The 18089-nt window shown below is 62.2% G+C and carries 17 protein-coding genes; 12 read left to right on the top strand and 5 right to left on the bottom strand.

The window, feature by feature from the left end:
* The first annotated feature begins 6 nt into the window (after positions 1-6).
* The 5 genes from cobN to cobJ are packed head-to-tail and all read left to right on the top strand — an operon-like array spanning position 7 to position 6683.
* Complete coding sequence (gene cobN / locus WDN02_RS18045; RefSeq protein ID WP_337294798.1) at positions 7-3336, top strand: cobaltochelatase subunit CobN; 3330 nt, start codon at positions 7-9, stop codon at positions 3334-3336.
* The gene (cobG, locus tag WDN02_RS18040) at positions 3333-4574 is read left to right on the top strand and encodes a precorrin-3B synthase (protein WP_337294797.1); all 1242 of its coding nucleotides are present in this window, start codon (positions 3333-3335) and stop codon (positions 4572-4574) included. The genes cobN and cobG overlap by 4 nt, the downstream gene beginning before the upstream one ends.
* Positions 4571-5197, top strand: a complete 627-nt coding sequence (locus tag WDN02_RS18035; protein WP_337294796.1) for a precorrin-8X methylmutase — start codon at positions 4571-4573, stop codon at positions 5195-5197. Before cobG ends, WDN02_RS18035 begins: the two co-directional genes overlap by 4 nt.
* Positions 5194-5922, top strand: coding sequence for a precorrin-2 C(20)-methyltransferase (locus WDN02_RS18030; protein ID WP_337294795.1), 729 nt, complete (start codon positions 5194-5196; stop codon positions 5920-5922). The genes WDN02_RS18035 and WDN02_RS18030 overlap by 4 nt, the downstream gene beginning before the upstream one ends.
* Positions 5919-6683, top strand: coding sequence for a precorrin-3B C(17)-methyltransferase (gene cobJ / locus WDN02_RS18025; protein WP_337294794.1), 765 nt, complete (start codon positions 5919-5921; stop codon positions 6681-6683). Before WDN02_RS18030 ends, cobJ begins: the two co-directional genes overlap by 4 nt.
* Here the strand turns inward: cobJ and WDN02_RS18020 are convergent.
* The gene (locus tag WDN02_RS18020) at positions 6665-7420 is read right to left on the bottom strand and encodes a cobalt-precorrin-6A reductase (protein WP_337294793.1); all 756 of its coding nucleotides are present in this window, start codon (positions 7418-7420) and stop codon (positions 6665-6667) included. The two genes, cobJ and WDN02_RS18020, sit on opposite strands and share 19 nt — an antisense overlap.
* 19 nt (positions 7421-7439) lie before the next feature.
* Here WDN02_RS18020 and cbiE point away from each other — a divergent pair, with 19 nt between their 5' ends.
* The 5 genes from cbiE to WDN02_RS17995 are packed head-to-tail and all read left to right on the top strand — an operon-like array spanning position 7440 to position 11905.
* Positions 7440-8654, top strand: a complete 1215-nt coding sequence (gene cbiE / locus WDN02_RS18015) for a precorrin-6y C5,15-methyltransferase (decarboxylating) subunit CbiE (protein WP_337294792.1) — start codon at positions 7440-7442, stop codon at positions 8652-8654.
* Complete coding sequence (locus tag WDN02_RS18010; protein WP_337294791.1) at positions 8633-9031, top strand: cobalamin biosynthesis protein; 399 nt, start codon at positions 8633-8635, stop codon at positions 9029-9031. Before cbiE ends, WDN02_RS18010 begins: the two co-directional genes overlap by 22 nt.
* Positions 9028-9786 (top strand): precorrin-4 C(11)-methyltransferase, encoded by a 759-nt coding sequence (cobM, locus tag WDN02_RS18005; RefSeq protein WP_337294790.1) that lies wholly within the window; start codon positions 9028-9030, stop codon positions 9784-9786. Before WDN02_RS18010 ends, cobM begins: the two co-directional genes overlap by 4 nt.
* 23 nt (positions 9787-9809) lie before the next feature.
* Entirely contained in the window at positions 9810-10592 is a 783-nt protein-coding gene (gene cobA / locus WDN02_RS18000; protein ID WP_337294789.1) for a uroporphyrinogen-III C-methyltransferase, read from the top strand.
* Positions 10589-11905 (top strand): cobyrinate a,c-diamide synthase, encoded by a 1317-nt coding sequence (locus tag WDN02_RS17995; protein WP_337294788.1) that lies wholly within the window; start codon positions 10589-10591, stop codon positions 11903-11905. The genes cobA and WDN02_RS17995 overlap by 4 nt, the downstream gene beginning before the upstream one ends.
* On the opposite strand, the gene cobD is transcribed toward WDN02_RS17995, so the two are convergent.
* From cobD to serB, 4 genes are all read right to left on the bottom strand, one after another.
* The gene (cobD, locus tag WDN02_RS17990; protein WP_337294787.1) at positions 11906-12943 is read right to left on the bottom strand and encodes a threonine-phosphate decarboxylase CobD; all 1038 of its coding nucleotides are present in this window, start codon (positions 12941-12943) and stop codon (positions 11906-11908) included. It lies immediately after the preceding gene.
* Positions 12944-12945: 2 nt separating this feature from the next.
* A complete protein-coding gene (cobF, locus tag WDN02_RS17985) occupies positions 12946-13704 on the bottom strand; it encodes a precorrin-6A synthase (deacetylating) (RefSeq protein ID WP_337294786.1) in 759 nt (252 codons plus the stop codon).
* Between the two features lie 166 nt (positions 13705-13870).
* Positions 13871-14965, bottom strand: a complete 1095-nt coding sequence (locus WDN02_RS17980; protein WP_337293870.1) for an IS5 family transposase — start codon at positions 14963-14965, stop codon at positions 13871-13873.
* Positions 14966-15038: 73 nt separating this feature from the next.
* Positions 15039-15926, bottom strand: coding sequence for a phosphoserine phosphatase SerB (serB, locus tag WDN02_RS17975; RefSeq protein ID WP_337294785.1), 888 nt, complete (start codon positions 15924-15926; stop codon positions 15039-15041).
* A 74-nt stretch (positions 15927-16000) separates the two neighbouring features.
* On the opposite strand from serB, the gene WDN02_RS17970 reads away from it, so the two are divergent.
* Positions 16001-16345 (top strand): hypothetical protein, encoded by a 345-nt coding sequence (locus WDN02_RS17970; protein WP_337294784.1) that lies wholly within the window; start codon positions 16001-16003, stop codon positions 16343-16345.
* A 457-nt stretch (positions 16346-16802) separates the two neighbouring features.
* Entirely contained in the window at positions 16803-18014 is a 1212-nt protein-coding gene (locus WDN02_RS17965) for an aminotransferase class V-fold PLP-dependent enzyme (RefSeq protein WP_337294783.1), read from the top strand.
* Positions 18015-18089 lie beyond the last annotated feature (75 nt).

Below are 18089 nucleotides of genomic sequence, written 5' to 3'. Positions count from 1 at the left end.
GCGCCCATGCATCTTCTGCGCACGACGACGCGGACGATCGACGAAGCGGAGAGCGCTGTCGATCTTGGCCAGACGCCGGGCGCGATCGTCTTTTTGTCTTTTTCCGATAGCGATCTCGGGCTCGCCGCGGCGGCGCTGGAAGATCGCCAGACCGCCGATGTACGCCTCGCGTCATTGGCGGCGCTACGCCATCCTTATTCGGTCGATCGTTATATTGAATCTGTCGCGGCTCATGCGCGCTTCGTGCTGGTGCGTCTTCTCGGCGGTCTTGATTATTGGCGTTATGGCGCGCAAGAGCTTGCGGCAGCCGCGCGTCGGCATCGCTTCGATCTCGCTCTCATTTCGGGTGATGGCCGCGCTGACCCGCGGCTCGACGATCTCTCGACGTTGCCCGTCGAAACGCTCCGCGCGATATCAAGCAGCTTCGATTGCGGCGGTCCCGGCAATCTTGCCAATCTTTTTGCCTGGATTGAACGGCGCAGCGAGGGCGAGACAGGCCAATTGCCCGAGCCGCAATCGACGCCAGCCTGCGGGTTTTTCGCCGCCGCCTGCCGATCTGGTGCGAGTGATGCGCCGCTCGCAATCATTGTGTTTTATCGCGCCTATCTTCTCGCCGGGGATGTCGCGCCAATCGTAGCTGTCGCCAATGCTTTGGTCTCGCGTGGCCTGCGCGTCTTGGCGGCGTATGTGCCCAGTCTCAAGGATGGCGAAGCAGGAATCTGGCTTTCCGAGCTTCTGACGAAAGAGAGGCCCGACGTTATTCTGAATTCGACGGCATTCGCCGCGCGCATGGATCAAGCGCACAGCCCGCTTGAATCTGCGGACGCGCCGATCCTGCAAATGATCCATGCCAGCAATTCGCGCGCGTCCTGGGACAGCGATATGCGCGGGCTCGGCGTGGCTGATCTTGCCATGAATGTCGTCCTCCCGGAGCTTGACGGCCGCATCATCACGCGGACGATTTCCTTTAAGGAGGAGACTGAACGCAGCGTGGCGTTACAATTCACGCGCGTCGTTCATCGGCCGGACGCTGCACGGATCGCATTCGTCGCTGATCTTGCCCAAGCATGGGCGCGTTTGCGCCGCACCCCGCGCGGCGGCCGGCGGCTCGCCTGCATATTGTCCGATTATCCGGCCAAGGCCGGGCGTGCGGCCTACGCGGTGGGGCTCGATACGCCCGCGAGCCTTGTCGAGATCGCAACGCAGCTCAGGGCGGCAGGTTACGATATTGAGGCGATCGATGACGGCGACGCGATCGTCCGCACTTTGGCGGAAGGCGCGCCGTGCGAATTCTTATCTCTGGCAATGTATGAAGAAGCATTCGCCGCGCTGCCGGAAACATTGCGCGCCGCAATTATCGCCGCGTGGGGCACACCGGATGCCGATCCGCATGTCGAGCGTGGTGCTTTCCAGTTTCGCGCCATGCGGCTCGGCAAGATGATCGTCGCGATCCAGCCGGATCGTGGCGGCGCGGCGCAACGCAAGGCGGATTATCACGACGCGCGGCTGCCGCCGTCGCATTTCTACGTCGCGTTTTATCTGTGGCTGCGTCACGTCGAGCGGATCGATGCGATGATCCAGCTCGGCACGCATGGCACGCTCGAATGGCTGCCGGGCAAAGCGACGGCGCTGTCTGAATCTTGTGCGCCGGAAGCGCTTCTCGGGCCGGTGCCGCTGATTTATCCGTTCATCGTCAACAATCCCGGCGAGGCAGCGCAAGCCAAACGCCGCGCTGGCGCAGTGATCGTCGGCCATTTGACACCGCCGCTCGGGCCGGCCGGGAGCGCTGGCGATCTTGCGGAATTCGAGGCGCTCTTCGACGAATATGCCTCGGCGCAGCAAATGGACCCGAAACGCGCCGCTTTGCTCGCCGAGACGATTTTGGCGCGCGCCGGCGAAACGGGACTCGCGGCGGAAGGCGGCATCACGCTTGACGCGCCGCAGGAGGAAGCGTTGGCCAAGCTCGACGCATGGCTTTGCGATATCAAGGATATGCGCATCGCAGAAGGTCTGCACACATTTGGGCGGCCGCCAACGTCCATGGCGCGCGTGTTGGCGGACACGCAGGCCGATGCGGCCGACTTAGCGCGGCTCGATGCTTGTGCAGAGCGCGAAATGGCGGGACTTGTTGCTGCGCTGGACGGTCGCTTTGTCGAACCCGGTCCATCGGGCGCTCCGGCGCGCGGGCGGCTCGATGTCTTGCCGACCGGCCGCAATCTCGTGACTATCGATCCGCGCATGGTGCCGACGCGCACGGCGTTCGAGATCGGCAAGCGCGCCGCGGCGGCCGTAATCGCCCGGCATTTGCAGGATCACGGTGACTGGCCACGGCGGCTTGTGATCGATCTTTGGGGTTCGGCGACGATGCGCACCGGCGGCGAGGAGCTGGCACAGATTTTCGCCTATCTCGGTGCGGTTCCAGTCTGGAACGACGCGTCGGGCCGTGTCACCGGCTTCACCATCCTGCCCCCGGCGGCGCTCGATCGTCCACGCATCGACGTGACGTTGCGGCTCTCGGGGCTTTTCCGCGATGTGTTTCCGTCGCAAATCGCGTTGATGGAACAATTGATCGACGCGGTTGCTTCGCTTGACGAAACTGCGGACGATAACCCGCTCGCTGCCACGCGCGCGACGAGTGGCGACATGCGGCGCATTTTCGGTCCCGCCTCCGGCACTTACGGCGTTTCGCTTGGCCGGATGTTGGCAGAAGATGCGGCTGTAGCCGAAAGCGCTCTCGCCGGCGCTTATCTCGCTGACAGCGGCACGGCGCTCGGGCGCGACGAGCGTGCAGCGCCGGATGTGTTCCGCGCACGTGTCGCCAGCGCTGACGCCTTCGTGCATGTCCAGGATTTGCCGGGTCAGGACGTGCTCGATTCGAGCGCCTTCTTCGAACATGAAGGTGGCTTTGCGGCGGCAGCAAAACAAACCGGCGGTCATGCGAGCCTCTATCATCTCGACGCGACACGTACTGAGAGGCCAGTGGTTCGCGCTCTCAGCGAGGAAATTGCCCGCGCGGTGCGCGGCCGCGCGTCCAATCCGAAATGGATCGCGGGCCAGATGCAGCATGGCTATCGCGGCGCGGCGGAAATCGCCGAAACGGTCGATAATCTCTACGGTTTCGCGGTCACGAGCGGCAGCGTGACGCCGCGCCAATTTGATCTCGTCTTTGACGCGACGCTCGGCAACGACGACGTTCTGGCCTTTCTTAAGCAGGCCAATCCGGAAGCGGGAAGGGCGATCGCGCAGAGATTCGATCAGGCGATGCGGCGCGGACTTTGGGCCTGCCGGCGCAATTCTGTCGCGATGCGCCTCGCAAACCTCCTGGAGGCCGCATGAGCGCGCTTCGCAAAGGCTGGTGCCCGAGCGTGCTGCGGCCGATGGCGAGCGGCGACGGGCTGATTGTGCGCGTCAGCATAAAAGACGGGCGCGTTTCGCCCACGATTGCACGAGCGCTGGCCACGCTATCGCGCCGTTTCGGCAATGGACTCCTCGATCTCTCGGCGCGGGCGAATTTGCAATTGCGGGGTGTCAGTGACGCAACGCTCGTGCCTTTGCAGACGGAGCTTCGGGCGCTGGGTGTCGCCGAGGCCGATGGTGAGCCTGCCGTCGCGCGTAATATTATCTCACATCCGCTCGCCGGAATCGATCCGCAAGCCGTCGTTGATACAGGGTCGTGTGTCCGTGTGCTGCGCGATCGGCTGGCGCAGGACCCGATCGTGCACCAGCTTCCGCAAAAATTCGGCTTCGTGATTGATGATGGTGGCGCACTCTCGCTCGCCAATGAAAAGACCGATGTCAGTTTTCTCGCGCAGCGTGGGGCGGACTGCCCTCGCTTTCTCATTCGCCTTGCCGGCCAAATTGCGGGTGAATGCGCGATTGGGGAACTTGCAGATGTCGGTCTGCGCATCGCGCATGCATTTCTGCAACTGCGCGATGAACCTGCGGAACGTATGGCTGCGCTTGTGCGGCGCGTCGGTATCGAGAAAATTATTGCAAGCGCTGGGCTAACCCAAACAGCGCTGATAATCGAAAATCACGCACCGCACCCGATCGGCACGTACCGCGTCGGGGCAAATTGCGTACTCGGCGTGGGTATTCCGTTCGGACGGCTCGACGCGTCCACGCTGAAACGATTGGCGGATCTTGCCGAGGCAAGTGGTGGCGAGATGCGTCTGACGCCCTGGCGCGCAATCCTGATCGTCGGGGCCGATCAACCCGATGCCGCGCGTCTCAGCGATACAGGATTGATCTTCAACGAGGACGATCCTCTGCGGTCTGTCGCCGCCTGTCCGGGGGTGTCCGGTTGCAGCAGCGGGACGACGGCGACACACACGGACGCACGGCGGCTTGCGCCCTTCGCCCGACAATTGCACACACACGGCATTTCTTTGCATGTCTCGGGCTGCGCTAAGGGCTGCGCCCATCCGGCGGCTGTGCCTTTTACGCTGGTCGGCCACGACGGCCGCTATGATCTTGTGCGCGACGGAACGGCGGCCGATAAGCCAATTGCCACCGGCCTCGAAGTCCATCAATTGGATCTCGCTTTGCAGCAATTCGCGGAAATCGACGCATGAGCTATTCCTATATCCGCGACGGCGCCGAGATTTACCGCCGTTCCTTTGCTATCATCCGCGCCGAATCCGATCTCGCCCGCTTTACCGCCGAGCAAGAGCCGGTCGCGGTGCGCGTCATCCATGCGAGTGGCCAGGTCGAAGCGGCGCGCGATCTTGTCTTCTCGCCCGATTTCGTCAGCGCGGTACGTACTGCCCTGCAAAATGGTGCGCCAATCCTCTGCGACGCGAAAATGGTCGCGGGCGGAGTCACGCGCACGCGGCTGCCCGCCGATAATCAAATCATTTGCACGCTCGCCGATCCATCGGTCCCCGTGCTCGCAATCGAGATCGGCAACACGCGCTCCGCCGCCGCGCTTCATCTCTGGAAAGAGCACATCGCTGGCGCTGTCGTCGCCATTGGCAACGCGCCGACGGCCTTGTTCCACCTGCTTGAACTTTTCGAGGCCGGCTGGCCGCAGCCCGCGGCCATCATTGGCATGCCCGTCGGCTTTGTCGGCGCGGCGGAATCGAAAGAGGCCTTGATTGAGTTCGACGAAGTACCATTTCTCGTTGCGCGCGGGCGCCGTGGCGGAAGCGCCATGACAGTGGCTGCGATCAACGCGCTCGCGAGTACCAAGGAATGAGCGCCGGAAAATTGATCGGCGTGGGGCTTGGGCCGGGTGATCCCGAGCTTTTGACCGTGAAGGCGGTGAAGGCAATCAAATCTGCGCCGGTCGTTGCCTTCTTTGCGAAGGCCGGGCGCCGCGGCAATGCGCGCGAAATCGCCGATTGCTGGATCGTGCATGAGCAGACGGAAGTGCCACTCTATTATCCGATGACGACGGAAACACGGTTCGATCATCCCGTCTATATCGAAACATTGCGCGCGTTCTATGAAACTTCTTGCGCAACGCTCGCCGCGCATCTCGAAGCTGGCCGCGATGTCGCGTTGTTAGCGGAGGGCGATCCGTTTTTCTACGGTTCCTTCATGCACATCTATGTGCGCTTGCGCGAACGGTTCGAGACCGCAATTGTCCCCGGCGTGCCCGGCATGGCCGGCTGCTGGAGCGCGGCGGAAACGCCAATGACCTGGGGCGACGACGTCCTTATCGTCTTGCCAGCGACGCTTTCGGAAGATGAGATCGTCGAACGCCTGAGCCATTGCGATGCCGCCGTCGTCATGAAGCTTGGCGCCAATCTTCCGAAGGCGCGCAACGCCGTTCTTCGCGCGGGCCGCGCCGCAAATGCGCTCTATGTCGAACGCGGCACGATGTCGGGGGAGAAAGTGCTGAAGCTTGTTGAGAAGACCGACGATTCCGCACCGTATTTTTCGCTGATCCTCATTCCGGGCAAGGGCCGGCGGCCATGAGCGCAGGTCATCTCGCCATCGTCGGTCTTGGACCCGGTCCACATGATCTGATGACCTTTGAGGCCGAAGCGGCTTTGCGCCGTGCGACCGACCTCGTAGGCTATGGACCTTATGTCGATCGGCTCTCGCTCGCGCCGGGCCAAATACGCCACGGAAGCGACAATCGCGTTGAAATCGACCGGGCGCGCCACGCGCTCGATCTGGCGCTTGGCGGCGCGCGCGTTGCGGTCGTATCGGGCGGCGACCCAGGTGTCTTCGCGATGGCTGCGGCGGTCTTTGAGGCGATTGAGCAGGGCGATCCGCGCTGGCGCGATCTTGATATCGAGGTGCATCCTGGAATCTCCGCGATGCTTGCCGTCGCGGCACGTCTCGGCGCGCCGCTGGGTCATGATTTTGCGGTGATCTCGCTCTCGGACAATCTGAAACCGTGGGCGGCGATCGCGAAACGGCTGACGGCGGCCGCAGAAGGCGATTTTGTGATGGCATTCTACAATCCGGCCTCGAAGGCACGGCCGTATCTCATTCACGATGTCTTCGAATTGCTGCGCGGGCTGAAAGCGCCGGACACGATAGTTGCTTTCGCGCGTGCCGTCAGCCGGCCGGACGAAAAGATCGAATTGACCAATCTTGCAGAGGCCGATCCATCCATAGCCGACATGAGCACGCTGATCCTTGTCGGCTCCAGCGAGACGCGGCGCATCGCTCGCGGCGATGGCGGATATTGGGTCTATTCGCCGCGCAGCTATGGCATCGCGCGATGAAGTTGAATCTCAAGAAATCGCAGAATGGCATCGAGCGTCTCGAACGCCGGGACATTAGGGCTTTGCGGCCGCGCGATCATGTAGACCTCAATGCCAAGCGCACGCGCGGCGTCGAGCTTGGCGCGCGTCGCTTCGCCGCCGCTGTTCTTGGTGACAAGAATTTCGATGCCAGCGTTGCGCATCAGCGCTTGCTCGTCTTCGAGCGTGAAGGGTCCCCGCGCCAACAGAAGTTTGGAGTGCGGCAATGCGGGCAAGGGCTCGGGCGCGTCGATGCAGCGAATGAGATAATCGTGCTGTGGCACGATTTCGAACGCTGCGAGTTGTTGGCGACCGATTGTGAGAAAGACGCGCCGTGGCTTCTTCCCGAGGGAGCGTGCGGCGCTTATCGCGTCGGGAAAGTCACGCCACTTGTCGCCTGCGCCGGGCTTCCAGGCAGGGCGCGTGAACACGGCAAGCTGCGTATTTGTCTCGCGCGCAGCGATGAGGGCGTTCGCCGAAATCTGCTCGGCGAAAGGATGTGTGGCATCGATCAGGACATCGATCGCTTCCGCGTGCAGATAATTTGCCAATCCCGCGCTGCCGCCAAAGCCGCCGATGCGATGGCGAAGATCCGGCAATGTTGGATTTTTGGTGCGTCCCGCAAGCGACAGAATCGCGTCGTAACGCCCATCGCCCACAAGCCGCGCCGCCAGGGCGCTGGCCTGCGTCGTGCCGCCGAGAATCAAAACGCGCAGCATGATTTTGCCGGGTGGCTCCATGGATAGTTCGTCACCGACGCGCTGGCTCAGGATCATCGGCATCGGCGAGGACGGGCTCGATGGCCTTTCTCCTGCCGCGAGACGGCTTTTGTCGCAAGCAGAATTCATTATCGGTGGCGCGCGCCATCTTGCCTTGCTCGGCGAGACAAAGGCCAAGACTCTGGTGTGGCCGACGCCATTCGAGCGCGGCATTGACGAGATTGTCGCGCGTCGCGGCACGCCGGTCTGCGTGCTGGCATCCGGCGACCCGTTTTATTACGGCGTGGGCGCGACATTGGCTGGGCATATCAGCCCAGACGAAATGATCTGCCTCCCGGCGCTGTCCTCGCTCTGTCTCGCGGCAGCGCGATTGGGTTGGCCGTTGCAGGATTGCGATGTGATTTCGCTGCATGGTCGCGCGTTTGAACGGATCATCCCGCATCTACGTCCGAACGCACGTCTCCTGGCTCTCTCCTGGGATGCGTCCACGCCGGAAAAACTTGCGCGCCTTCTTGTCGCGCGCGGGCTCGGCGGGTCGCGGCTTGTCGTGCTGGAGGCGTTGGGCGGCCCGAAGGAACACATTCGCGAAAGTACCGCGGACGCTTTCAAGCCACGCGAGATCGCGGCACTCAATCTCATTGCCGTTGAAATCAACGCGGCGCACGGCGCAGCCTTCATTCCTTTGACGCCGGGCCTGCCGGACGAATGGTTCGAGTCCGACGGGCAATTGACCAAGCGCGAGATTCGCGCGGTTACGCTTTCGGCACTCGCGCCATGGCCGGGTGCAAGGCTTTGGGATATCGGTGCCGGTTCCGGTTCGATTGGTATCGAGTGGATGCTGGCGCATCCGCGGAATAGAGCTGTCGCCATCGAAGTTCGCGAAGATCGTGCTACACGCATTGCCCGCAATGCGGCCGCGCTTGGCGTTCCGGACTTGGAAATTTTGACAGGCGATGCGCTTACGCTGATGCAGAATTTGCGATCCCCCGACGCGATCTTTGTCGGTGGTGGCGGCGGCGCAATGATCGACGCGGCGTGGACTTATCTTGCAAGCGGACGCCGTTTCGTCGCCAATGGCGTGACGATCGAAACGCAATCGCGTCTTGCAGAGCTTCATACGCAAAATGGTGGAGAACTTGTTTCCTTGAGCGTCGCGCATCCGCAGATCGTCGGCGGCTATCGAAGCTGGCGCCCCGCGATGCCGGTCGTGCAATGGGCGGTGACGAAATCATGATCGCCATCGGCATCGGCTGCCGCCGCGGAATTGCCAAGGAATCCTTCGTCGAGATGATACAACGAGTGCTATCGCAAATCGGAGACGCGGCCGAGGTGATCGAATTGTTCACGATCGAGGATAAGCATGACGAAGCGGGATTGCTTGCGGCGGTGGCGGATTTGCGCCTGCCAATCCGGTTCTTATCCCGCGCGGCCCTGCAAAGCGTCGAGGCGAGCGTCATGACACCATCACGCAAGGCCGAAACGGCGCTCGGTGTCGCCTCCGTTTCGGAAGCGGCCGCACTGGCCGGCGCCGGGCGCGATGGCGTGCTCGTGATGTCGCGCATCGCCAGCGAGGGCGTCACATGCGCGGTCGCGCGTGGAGCGGGTAGATGACGATACATTTCATCGGCGCCGGGCCGGGGGCGCCCGATCTCATCACCGTGCGAGGTCGCGATCTCATTGCGCGCTGCAACGTCTGCCTTTATGCCGGTTCACTGGTGCCGCGCGAGCTTCTCGCTTATTGCCCGCCGGGCGCGCGCGTCATCGATACCGCGCCACTGGCGCTCGACGCGATTGTCGCGGAATTCAAGCGCGCGACCGACGCCGGCGAGGATGTCGCGCGGCTTCATTCCGGCGATCTCAGCATCTGGAGCGCGATGGGCGAGCAATTGCGGGAATTGGATGTGCTCGGCATCCCCTATACGGTGACGCCGGGCGTGCCGAGTTTTGCCGCCGCCGCGGCGCTTCTCCAGCGCGAACTGACGCTGCCGGAAGTCGCGCAATCTCTGGTGCTCACGCGGACCGGTGGCCGCGCCTCATCCATGCCACCGAAGGAAACCTTGGCCAATTTCGCCGCGACTGGCACGACGCTGGCCATTCATCTGTCGATCCACGCGCTCGACCGGGTCGTCGAGGAGCTTTTGCCCTATTATGGCGAGGCGTGTCCGGTCGCCATCGTTTATCGCGCGAGCTGGCCGGACGAGCGCGTGATCGAGGCTGAGCTTGGCACGATCGGCATGGCAATCGGTGCTGAAAAACCGGAGCGCACCGCGCTGATCCTTGTGGGCCCTGCGCTTGCCGCGCGGGATTTTCGCAACAGCGCATTGTATGACATCGACTATCAGCGCCGCTTCCGTGGTGCGCAGTAAACAGATATGGGTACACGGCCAGAATGAGCCAGGGTGAATACGAAGATCTGCCGTTCGAGCCGGGAACGGTCTGGCTCGTCGGCGCCGGGCCGGGTGATCCGGGGCTGTTGACGCTCCACGCGCTGAGCGGTCTGCGGCGCGCCGACGTTATCGTGCATGACGCGTTGGTATCAGATCATGTGCTGACTCTTGCGTCGCCGAGCGCAAAGCGCGAATTTGCCGGCAAGCGCGGCGGACGGCCTTCGCACAGCCAAAGCGATATTTCATTGCGGCTTGTCGCACTCGCCAAGCAAGGTTTGCGCGTGCTGCGATTGAAAGGCGGCGATCCTTTCGTTTTTGGTCGCGGTGGCGAAGAAGCGCACGCGTTGGCGGAGGCGGGGATTCGTTTTCGCATCGTGCCGGGGATTACGGCGGGCATCGGCGGTCTCGCTTATGTCGGCATTCCGGCGACATCGCGTGCGACCAATCAGGCGCTCGTTCTTGTGGCCGGTCATCCCGCCGCGGATGGCGAAGACCGCGTCAATTGGGAGGCGCTCGGCGCGCTCGGCCAGCCGTTGGCGATCTATATGGGCCTGTCGCGCTTGCGCGAAATTGGCGCACGCCTGATCGCCGGTGGTCTTTCACCGGTGACAAAACTGGCGATCGTGACCGATGCGACTCTGCCGAGCCAAAATGTCGTCGAGACAACGCTCGCGGCAGCGATGGATATTTATCAGGACGCGCATGCGACGTCGCCAACGCTTGTCGTCATCGGCACAATCGTCGATCTGCGCCAGGCCTTGTTGCCAAATCTGATTTCGCTATGAGCGCGCGCGGGCTGATTGTCGCGGCGCCGCGCTCGGGGAGTGGCAAGACAACGCTGACGCTCGGCCTCATGCGCGCACTGCGCCGCCGTGGCATCGCTGTGTCGGGCCTGAAGTGCGGACCGGATTATATCGATCCTGCCTTTCATGCCGCCGCGACGGGCCGCCAAAGCTTCAACCTCGATTCATGGGCTATGTCGGCGCCTCTGTATCGGGCGCTGGCAGGGAAGGCGGCTGAGCACAGCGAGCTTATCATCTGTGAAGGTTTGATGGGCCTGTTCGATGGGGTGCCCACGCCGACCGGCTCGACAGGTTCGACGGCGGATATTGCCGCGGCTTTCGGATGGCCGGTTCTCCTTGTGCTCGATGTCAGCGGCCAATCGCAATCCGCCGGCGCGCTGGCCTTAGGCTGCGCTCGTTTCGATCCACGTGTGAAAATCGGCGGTGTGGTGCTCAATCGTGTGGGCAGCGAGCGGCATCGAAATCTTGCGTCGCGCGCGATCGAGCAGGTGGGGTTGAACGTGCTTGGTGCTTTGCCGCGGTCCGGCGAGATCGCTTTGCCGGAGCGTCATCTCGGTCTGGTGCAGGCGGGGGAAACCGCGGGCCTTGATGCCGCGCTGGACAGACTCGCCGACTTTGTCGAGGCGCATGTTGATCTCGACAAAATCCTCGCCGCCGCGGCGCCCGGTGCGGGTGATGCGTTGCCTGCCGATGCGAGTTTCACACCGCCGGGACAGCGCATCGCGATCGCGCGCGACGACGCATTTTCATTCCTTTATCCGCATGTTCTCGAAGGCTGGCGCGCGGCCGGTGCGGAATTCTCGTTCTTTTCGCCATTGGCCGACGAAGCGCCGGATGAGGCTTGCGATGTGTGCTGGCTACCGGGGGGCTATCCAGAGCTTCACGCTGGCTGCCTCGTGCAGGCGACGAATTTTCTCTCCGGCGTCCGCAGCTTCGCCGCCACGCGGCCGGTCCACGGCGAGTGCGGCGGCTATATGGTTCTCGGCCGCGCGCTCATCGATGCTCAGGGCGTGCGGCACGAAATGCTTGGCCTGCTCGATCTCGCGACATCCTTCGCTGTACGCAAGCTGACGCTGGGCTATCGCGAGGCGCGTCTGCTCGGCGATGGCATTTTAGGTGCGGCAGGGACGCGCCTGCGTGGTCATGAATTTCATTATGCGACGATTGCGGAATTGGGCGCCGATGTGCCACTCGCCGAAGTCACCGATGCTTACGGCTCACCTGCCAAGGCCAGCGGCAGCCGTCGCGGCCATGTTTCGGGAAGTTTCTTTCACATGATCGCGCCAGTGGCCTGATCACGACTTGAGCGCTTCCGCCAGACGCGCCCAATCCGCTTCGGCGCCGGGAAGGCCGAAGCGCAACCAATCGGGGCGTTCAGGAAACGGCCGCGTCAGAATGCCGTGACGGCCGAATTTTTGAAACCATTGCGCAGCGTGTTGGTGCCGCGCGAGACGAAACAAGGGCGTGCCACCGAGGATCGAAAAGCCGGCTGCCGTCAAAAGCGCATCGAGGCGTGCAGCCAGCTGGGCGAGCCGCGCCGCAGCATTTACGAGCCAGTCTTTATCCGCGAGCGCGGTTGCGCCAATCTCAATGGCCGGTCCCGATACCGCCCAGGGACCGAGCGCTGTACGAAGCTTTTCGGCAAGATCGAATCCAGTGATTGCGAAGCCAAGCCGAATTCCGGCGAGGCCATAGGCTTTGCCGAACGAGCGGAGCACCAAGGCGCCACGCTCTGGCAGAAGTGGAATGAGGCTCGTCCCCGGCGGTATTAGATCCATGAAGGCTTCGTCGACGATTAACAGACCACCGCGCCGTGCAAGACGCGTTGCGATCTCCGCGAGGTTTTGAGGATCGATAAGTCGCCCATCGGGATTGTTGGGGTTGACGACGATGGCGACATCGACGCCTGGGCTAGTCAGATCAGCTACATCGTCGGTGACAAAGGCCTCCGCGCCAGCCGCGCGCCAGAGCGTCGGATATTCCTGATAGCCAAATCCCAAAATCGCCACGCGCCGGGCGGGGAAGAGCTTCGGCAGCCATTGGATCAAAGCCTGCGTTCCCGGCGCGGCCACAATCTGCTGCATATCCCTCGCGCCGTAAGCGCTCGCAGCGGCTGTCAGCAGTCGCATCAACGCATGGGCATCTGGCAGACGCGTCAACGCGTCTTGCGAAAAAGCTTCAGTTGGATAGGGAGTGGCATTAATTCCCGTGGAAAGATCGAGCCACGGCGTTGGTGCATCTGGGAACAACGAACGCGCTGCGCCGAGATCGCCGCCGTGATAGACGGCGCCATCTTCGCCTTCGATCTCTGCCGCTCGTGCTGATGGCCTCACGATCACTTCTCCGGCCGTCGGATCAGATAGCTATCCATGATCCAGCCGTTGCGCTTTCGCCGCTCCGCGCGGATTGCAGCGATCTCGTTCGCAACATCGGGAAGCTGGCCTGAAACAAGAACTTCTTCATCGGTGCCGACGTAAGCGCCCCAATAAATTTCAAATTCACCAGCAAGCTTTTGGAATGCCTGCTCGCCGTCGAGCATCACCACCACGCTGTCGGCGTCCGCCGGATATCCGCCCGCAAGCTTGCGTCCTGTGGTGATGTGGATCGACTCGCCGATACGGTTCAGCGGGACGCGATGGCGTGCGGCGAGGGCCTGGACAGCGCTGATGCCGGGGATGACTTGATAATCGAATTCGATTTCATCGCGCGTCCGGATTTTCTCGATGATCCGCAACGTGCTGTCGTAGATCGCCGGATCGCCCCAGACGAGAAAGCCGGCGCATTCGTTCTCGCCAAGTGCTTCGCGAAGCAATCTCGCGTAATTGGTTTCAATCTCGGCATGCCAGTCGGCGACATTGGATTTGTAATCGAAAAAGTCCTCGGCGCGCTTCGGCACCGGCATTTCGACGAAACGATGCGCTTTCGTTTTGATAAAGCGCGCGCAGATGTCGGTGCGCAATTTTCGCAACGCGGCTTTCTCGGTTCCCTTGTCGGGGATGAAGAAGACGTCTACCTTGTTCAGCGCATCGATGGCCTGAACGGTCATGTAGTCGGGGTTGCCGGCGCCCATACCGATAATGAGGATTTTCCGCATCTGGTCAGTCTAGCCGATCCCGCGACGATGTTGAAATCGAGAGACTTAGCAGGCTGCTGAAAATTGTCGTGCTTCAGGCGCGGCCAGGCTTGCTGACGCATTTCGGAAAATGGCCTGGGCGATGGCGCGTAGGACGCTGCCGTGACGAGCGGGGCCTTAGGTGGCATCATGGTGTCATCTCCTCAATCAATTTCGGTAGTCTGACGAGGTTGTAGGCTGCGGCGGCGAAGGCGAAGGCCCAGCCCACGCGATCGACGCCGCGAAACTTTGTCTTGCGCTGCCCGGCGATGGTCTTCATCCAACCAAAGGCCTCCTCGATCCGTTTACGAATGCGCTGGCTCGCCGAATAGGCCTGATGGCGCGTTGTTCGCCGGTCGATGGTTGAACGCCGGCCGCTGATATTTTGCGCGATGTGCGGACGCACATTCATGGTTCGCAGTTCATTGACGAAATCGGCCGCGTCATAACCCTTGTCGGCGCCGAGCGTGATGGCTTTTGGCCGATCGGCGCGCGGCTCGATCATGGCCAGCGCCGCGATGCGTTCGCCATGGCCGTTGGCGGGCGTGAGACAGGCATCGACGATGAGGCCGCAACGGTTCTCCATCAAGGCGTGGCCGAGGAAAGCGAGTTTTGCTTCCATGCCCGGCCCCTTGCGATAAAGTCGGGCCTCGGGGTCAGTGGTCGAGGCATGTGTCTCGTTCGAGCGCTTCTCACCCTTGAAATCCGCCTCGGCGTTGCGGCCAGGACCTGACGGCGGCTGATCCCCTGAATCGTCCTTCGGCTTGAAGCTTTTCATCGAGGCCCAAGCCTCGATCAGCGTGCCATCGACGGAGAAATGATCCGACGAGATCAGCCTTTTGACGCGCGGCTGGGCCAGCACGGCGGCGAGGAACTTCGCGGCGATCGCCCCATCGAGCAGACGATCGCGGTTCTTGGAAAACACCGTCGCATCCCACACCGGATCGTCAATGGCGAGCCCGACAAACCAACGAAACAGCAAGTCGGTATCCAATCGCTCCATCAACTGGCGTTCCGAGCGAACTGAATAGAAAGCCTGCAACAGCATCGCCCGCAGCAGCCGTTCCGGCGGGATCGACGGACGGCCGACCTTCGAATAGAGCGCCGCGAAATCCGCCGCCAGGGCTCCGAGCGCCTCGTTGGCGATCGCGCGGATCACTCGCAACGGATGATCACGGCGCACCCGCGCCTCCAGATCAACATAACTGAAAAGCTGTCCCGAACCTTCGTCACTGCCGCGCATGCTGCTGTCTCCCAACGAAATGGAATCACGATCAGCCCCGCAAAGGAAGAGGGTTTTTCAGCAGCCTGCTAGCTCAGGCCACGAAACTCACGCGCGAATAGCCTTGCGCGTAGAGCAGGGCAGTGAGGTCACCGTAGACGACGCGGGCTTGCGCTGCCGCTGCGACCAATGGCTTGGCGTGGAAAGCGACGCCCAAACCGGCGCTTTCGAGCATGTCGAGATCGTTGGCGCCATCGCCCACCGCGATGACATCTTCGGCTGAAATATCGCGCCTTCGGCACAGCTCTTCGAGAATTTCGCGTTTTGCCGCGCGGCCAAGGACTGGCTCTTCGACATGCCCAGTCAATTTGCCCCCGGCGACGCCGAGGACATTGGCCATATGGTCGTCAAAGCCGATCATCGCGGCGATTTTTTCGGTAAAGGCGGTAAACCCGCCAGAGACGAGAACGCTAAAGGCGCCGTGCGCACGCATCGTGGCGACGAGCATTTTGGCGCCGGGGGTCAGTGTAATACGGCTGGCGACGATTTCATCGATCACGCCAATGTCGAGGCCCGTCAGCAGCGCGACCCGCTCGCGCAGTGCCGGCTCGAAAGCGATCTCCCCGCGCATGGCACGGGTGGTGATCGGCGCGACGTGGTCCCGCAGCCCGGCAAAATCGGCCAGCTCGTCGAGGCATTCCTGTTCGATCATCGTCGAGTCCATATCGGCGAGGAGGAGTTTTTTGCGCCGGTGGGCGACGGGCTGCACGAAGATGTCGATGCGTGTCTCTGCAAGTCCGGCCCGCAGCGCGCCTAGGAGTCCCGCGGAGGCGGGTGCGTCGAAGAAGATGTCGGCAGCGATGCGCGCGTCGAGCCACGCGGTTTGCTCGACACCGGGAATTGACCGGGCAACATTCTGCAAAGTCCGGTCATCCAAGGCCGCCAGGCCGGGAGGGGAGACGAGAGTAGCGACACTCAGCATGGGGTTCTATAAATTCTGGCGGCGCCAGCTTTTCCGGCGAAACTTTGCTACGCTAAGACCTTAAGGGTTCCGCGATGAAACGGCGAATTTGCATCTTCATTTTCCTGATGCTCTCTGCATCCGCAGCGCGTGCGTCCTCGTGCGGCGCGCAGATCGACAAGGTTCAGGCGCGGGTCGATGCCCGCCTCGACGCCGTTGCGGGGACCGATCCGGGCGCGCGTGAATCCCGGGCGGCACTTTTACATCATGAGCCGACCCCGGCTTCTATCGCTGCCGCGGAGCGCGGTCTGAAAGGCCAACATGGTGTCGAACGGGCGTTGGCGGCGCTAAAACGCGCGCGGAAAGCCGAAGCACGGGGCGACAGGCAAGGTTGCGAAGCGGCGCTCGTTGAAGCCCGCGCGGCGATTGCGCCGAAATAGACTCGCTTGCGCCCAACCGCGTTTTCCGAGGCTGAGTAAACGCCCGGGGCTGCGCGTCAAATGAGCACGGGTGAGGAAATCCGCCTCATGACACGCCACGGCTGCAGATAAAAATCGAGCGCCAAAATGCGTTTCCCGAGGGTGCTGCGGGGCGAAATGTTCTATTGCAGCGCACACCGGACGTGTTTGCCAAAATACCAGATTTGTGTTGAGCCGCGTTCTTTTTGATCTTATTCATGCGCCAACCGCGACGGTGCCGGTGGGATGCGCGGGAATTTCTGCATCCGTTGGCGCCTTCTCGAGTCCTTACTCGATGATCAAATTTTTCTCGCCGGTCATGCCGGCCGGGAAGATAGGCGCGAGGGGTCTGCGCACGTGGGCCTGCCTAAAAATAAACCACGAAGCATTTGTCCTTTGTTTGGGCAAAGGCGGCATTTGAGATTTGGAGAACTAGACAATGAGCAACAAGCCGCGGAGCCCCGGCCGCCATTTCCTGCAAATTCCAGGCCCGACGCCGATCCCGGATCGCGTGCTGCGCGCGATCGATCAGCCGGTCGTCGATCATCGCGGTCCGGTGTTCCAGAAGTTGTCGAAGCGGGTGCTCGAAAAGGTCAAGGCTCCCTTCAAGACCAAGAATCCGGTCATCATTTTCCCGTCGTCGGGCACCGGCGGCTGGGAAGCCGCGCTCGTCAACACCCTGTCGCCCGGTGACAAGGTGCTCATGTTCGAAACTGGCCAGTTCGCGTCGCTGTGGAACACGATGGCCAAGAGCCTCGGCCTCAAGCCGGAGTTCATCGAATCCGATTGGCGCATCGGTGCCGACCCGGCTCAGCTCAAGGAACGCCTCAAGGCCGACAAGAACCACGAGATCAAGGCGGTCTGTATCGTCCATAACGAAACGGCCAGCGGCACGACCTCGCCCTTGCAGGAAATCCGCGAGGTTCTCAACGAGTTGAAGCACCCGGCGCTGTACTTCGTTGATGCCGTCTCGTCGCTCGCATCGATCGACCTGCGTCACGACGAATGGGGCATCGACGTCACCATCGCCGGCTCGCAGAAGGGCCTGATGCTCCCAGCCGGTCTCGGCTTCAATGCTGTGAGCCAGAAGGCGCTCGAAGCTTCGAAGACCTCGAAGTTCGCGAAGTCCTATTGGTCCTGGGCCGACATGCTCGGCGCCAATGCCAGCGGCTTTTTCCCCTATACGCCGGCGACGAACCTGCTTTATGGCCTCGACGTTGCGCTCGATATGCTTGAAGAGGAGGGCTACGATCGCGTCTTCGCCCGCCACAAGCGCCATGCAGAAGCGACCCGCCGCGCCGTGGTTGCGTGGGGTCTCGAAGTCCTCTGCAAGGACCCGAAGTACTATTCGCCTGTCGTGACCTCGGTCCTGTTGCCGCCGGGCCATGATGCTGATGCGTTCCGTGCCCTTGCGCTCGATCACTTCGACATTTCGCTTGGCACCGGCCTTGGCCGCGTTGCGGGCAAGGTGTTCCGCATCGGTCATCTTGCCGATACCAACGACCTGACGATCCTCGGCGCTCTCAGCGGTGTCGAGATGACGCTTGAGCTCGCTGGTATTCCGCACAAGAAGGGCGGCGTCCAGGCGGCGCTCAACTACATCGCCGAGCAGACGCGCGATCATTCGCACAAGCTCGCAGCGGCGGAATAATTTTCTCGTCGTCGGGCGGATGAAAATCCGTCCGGACTTTTTTGAACATTCCGGGCGGCGCATATGTGCCGCCCG

This window comes from Methylovirgula sp. (assembly GCF_037200945.1).
Lineage (GTDB): Bacteria > Pseudomonadota > Alphaproteobacteria > Rhizobiales > Beijerinckiaceae > Methylovirgula.
Note: the sequence above shows the minus strand (reverse complement) of the source record. Positions and strands in the feature narration are given on the sequence as shown.

What these genes read in the sequence shown, in the direction of transcription:
- cobF (WP_337294786.1), bottom strand. Translation starts at nt 13,704, where the DNA reads ATGCGGAAAATCCTCATTATCGGTATGGGCGCCGGCAACCCCGACTAC.
- WDN02_RS17970 (WP_337294784.1), top strand. Translation starts at nt 16,001, where the DNA reads ATGAAACGGCGAATTTGCATCTTCATTTTCCTGATGCTCTCTGCATCC.
- WDN02_RS17995 (WP_337294788.1), top strand. Translation starts at nt 10,589, where the DNA reads ATGAGCGCGCGCGGGCTGATTGTCGCGGCGCCGCGCTCGGGGAGTGGC.
- serB (WP_337294785.1), bottom strand. Translation starts at nt 15,926, where the DNA reads ATGCTGAGTGTCGCTACTCTCGTCTCCCCTCCCGGCCTGGCGGCCTTG.
- WDN02_RS18035 (WP_337294796.1), top strand. Translation starts at nt 4,571, where the DNA reads ATGAGCTATTCCTATATCCGCGACGGCGCCGAGATTTACCGCCGTTCC.
- WDN02_RS18020 (WP_337294793.1), bottom strand. Translation starts at nt 7,420, where the DNA reads ATGCTGCGCGTTTTGATTCTCGGCGGCACGACGCAGGCCAGCGCCCTG.
- cobA (WP_337294789.1), top strand. Translation starts at nt 9,810, where the DNA reads ATGAGCCAGGGTGAATACGAAGATCTGCCGTTCGAGCCGGGAACGGTC.
- WDN02_RS18010 (WP_337294791.1), top strand. Translation starts at nt 8,633, where the DNA reads ATGGGCGGTGACGAAATCATGATCGCCATCGGCATCGGCTGCCGCCGC.
- cobJ (WP_337294794.1), top strand. Translation starts at nt 5,919, where the DNA reads ATGAGCGCAGGTCATCTCGCCATCGTCGGTCTTGGACCCGGTCCACAT.
- WDN02_RS17980 (WP_337293870.1), bottom strand. Translation starts at nt 14,965, where the DNA reads ATGCGCGGCAGTGACGAAGGTTCGGGACAGCTTTTCAGTTATGTTGAT.
- cbiE (WP_337294792.1), top strand. Translation starts at nt 7,440, where the DNA reads ATGGATAGTTCGTCACCGACGCGCTGGCTCAGGATCATCGGCATCGGC.
- WDN02_RS18030 (WP_337294795.1), top strand. Translation starts at nt 5,194, where the DNA reads ATGAGCGCCGGAAAATTGATCGGCGTGGGGCTTGGGCCGGGTGATCCC.
- cobN (WP_337294798.1), top strand. Translation starts at nt 7, where the DNA reads ATGCATCTTCTGCGCACGACGACGCGGACGATCGACGAAGCGGAGAGC.
- cobG (WP_337294797.1), top strand. Translation starts at nt 3,333, where the DNA reads ATGAGCGCGCTTCGCAAAGGCTGGTGCCCGAGCGTGCTGCGGCCGATG.
- cobM (WP_337294790.1), top strand. Translation starts at nt 9,028, where the DNA reads ATGACGATACATTTCATCGGCGCCGGGCCGGGGGCGCCCGATCTCATC.
- WDN02_RS17965 (WP_337294783.1), top strand. Translation starts at nt 16,803, where the DNA reads ATGAGCAACAAGCCGCGGAGCCCCGGCCGCCATTTCCTGCAAATTCCA.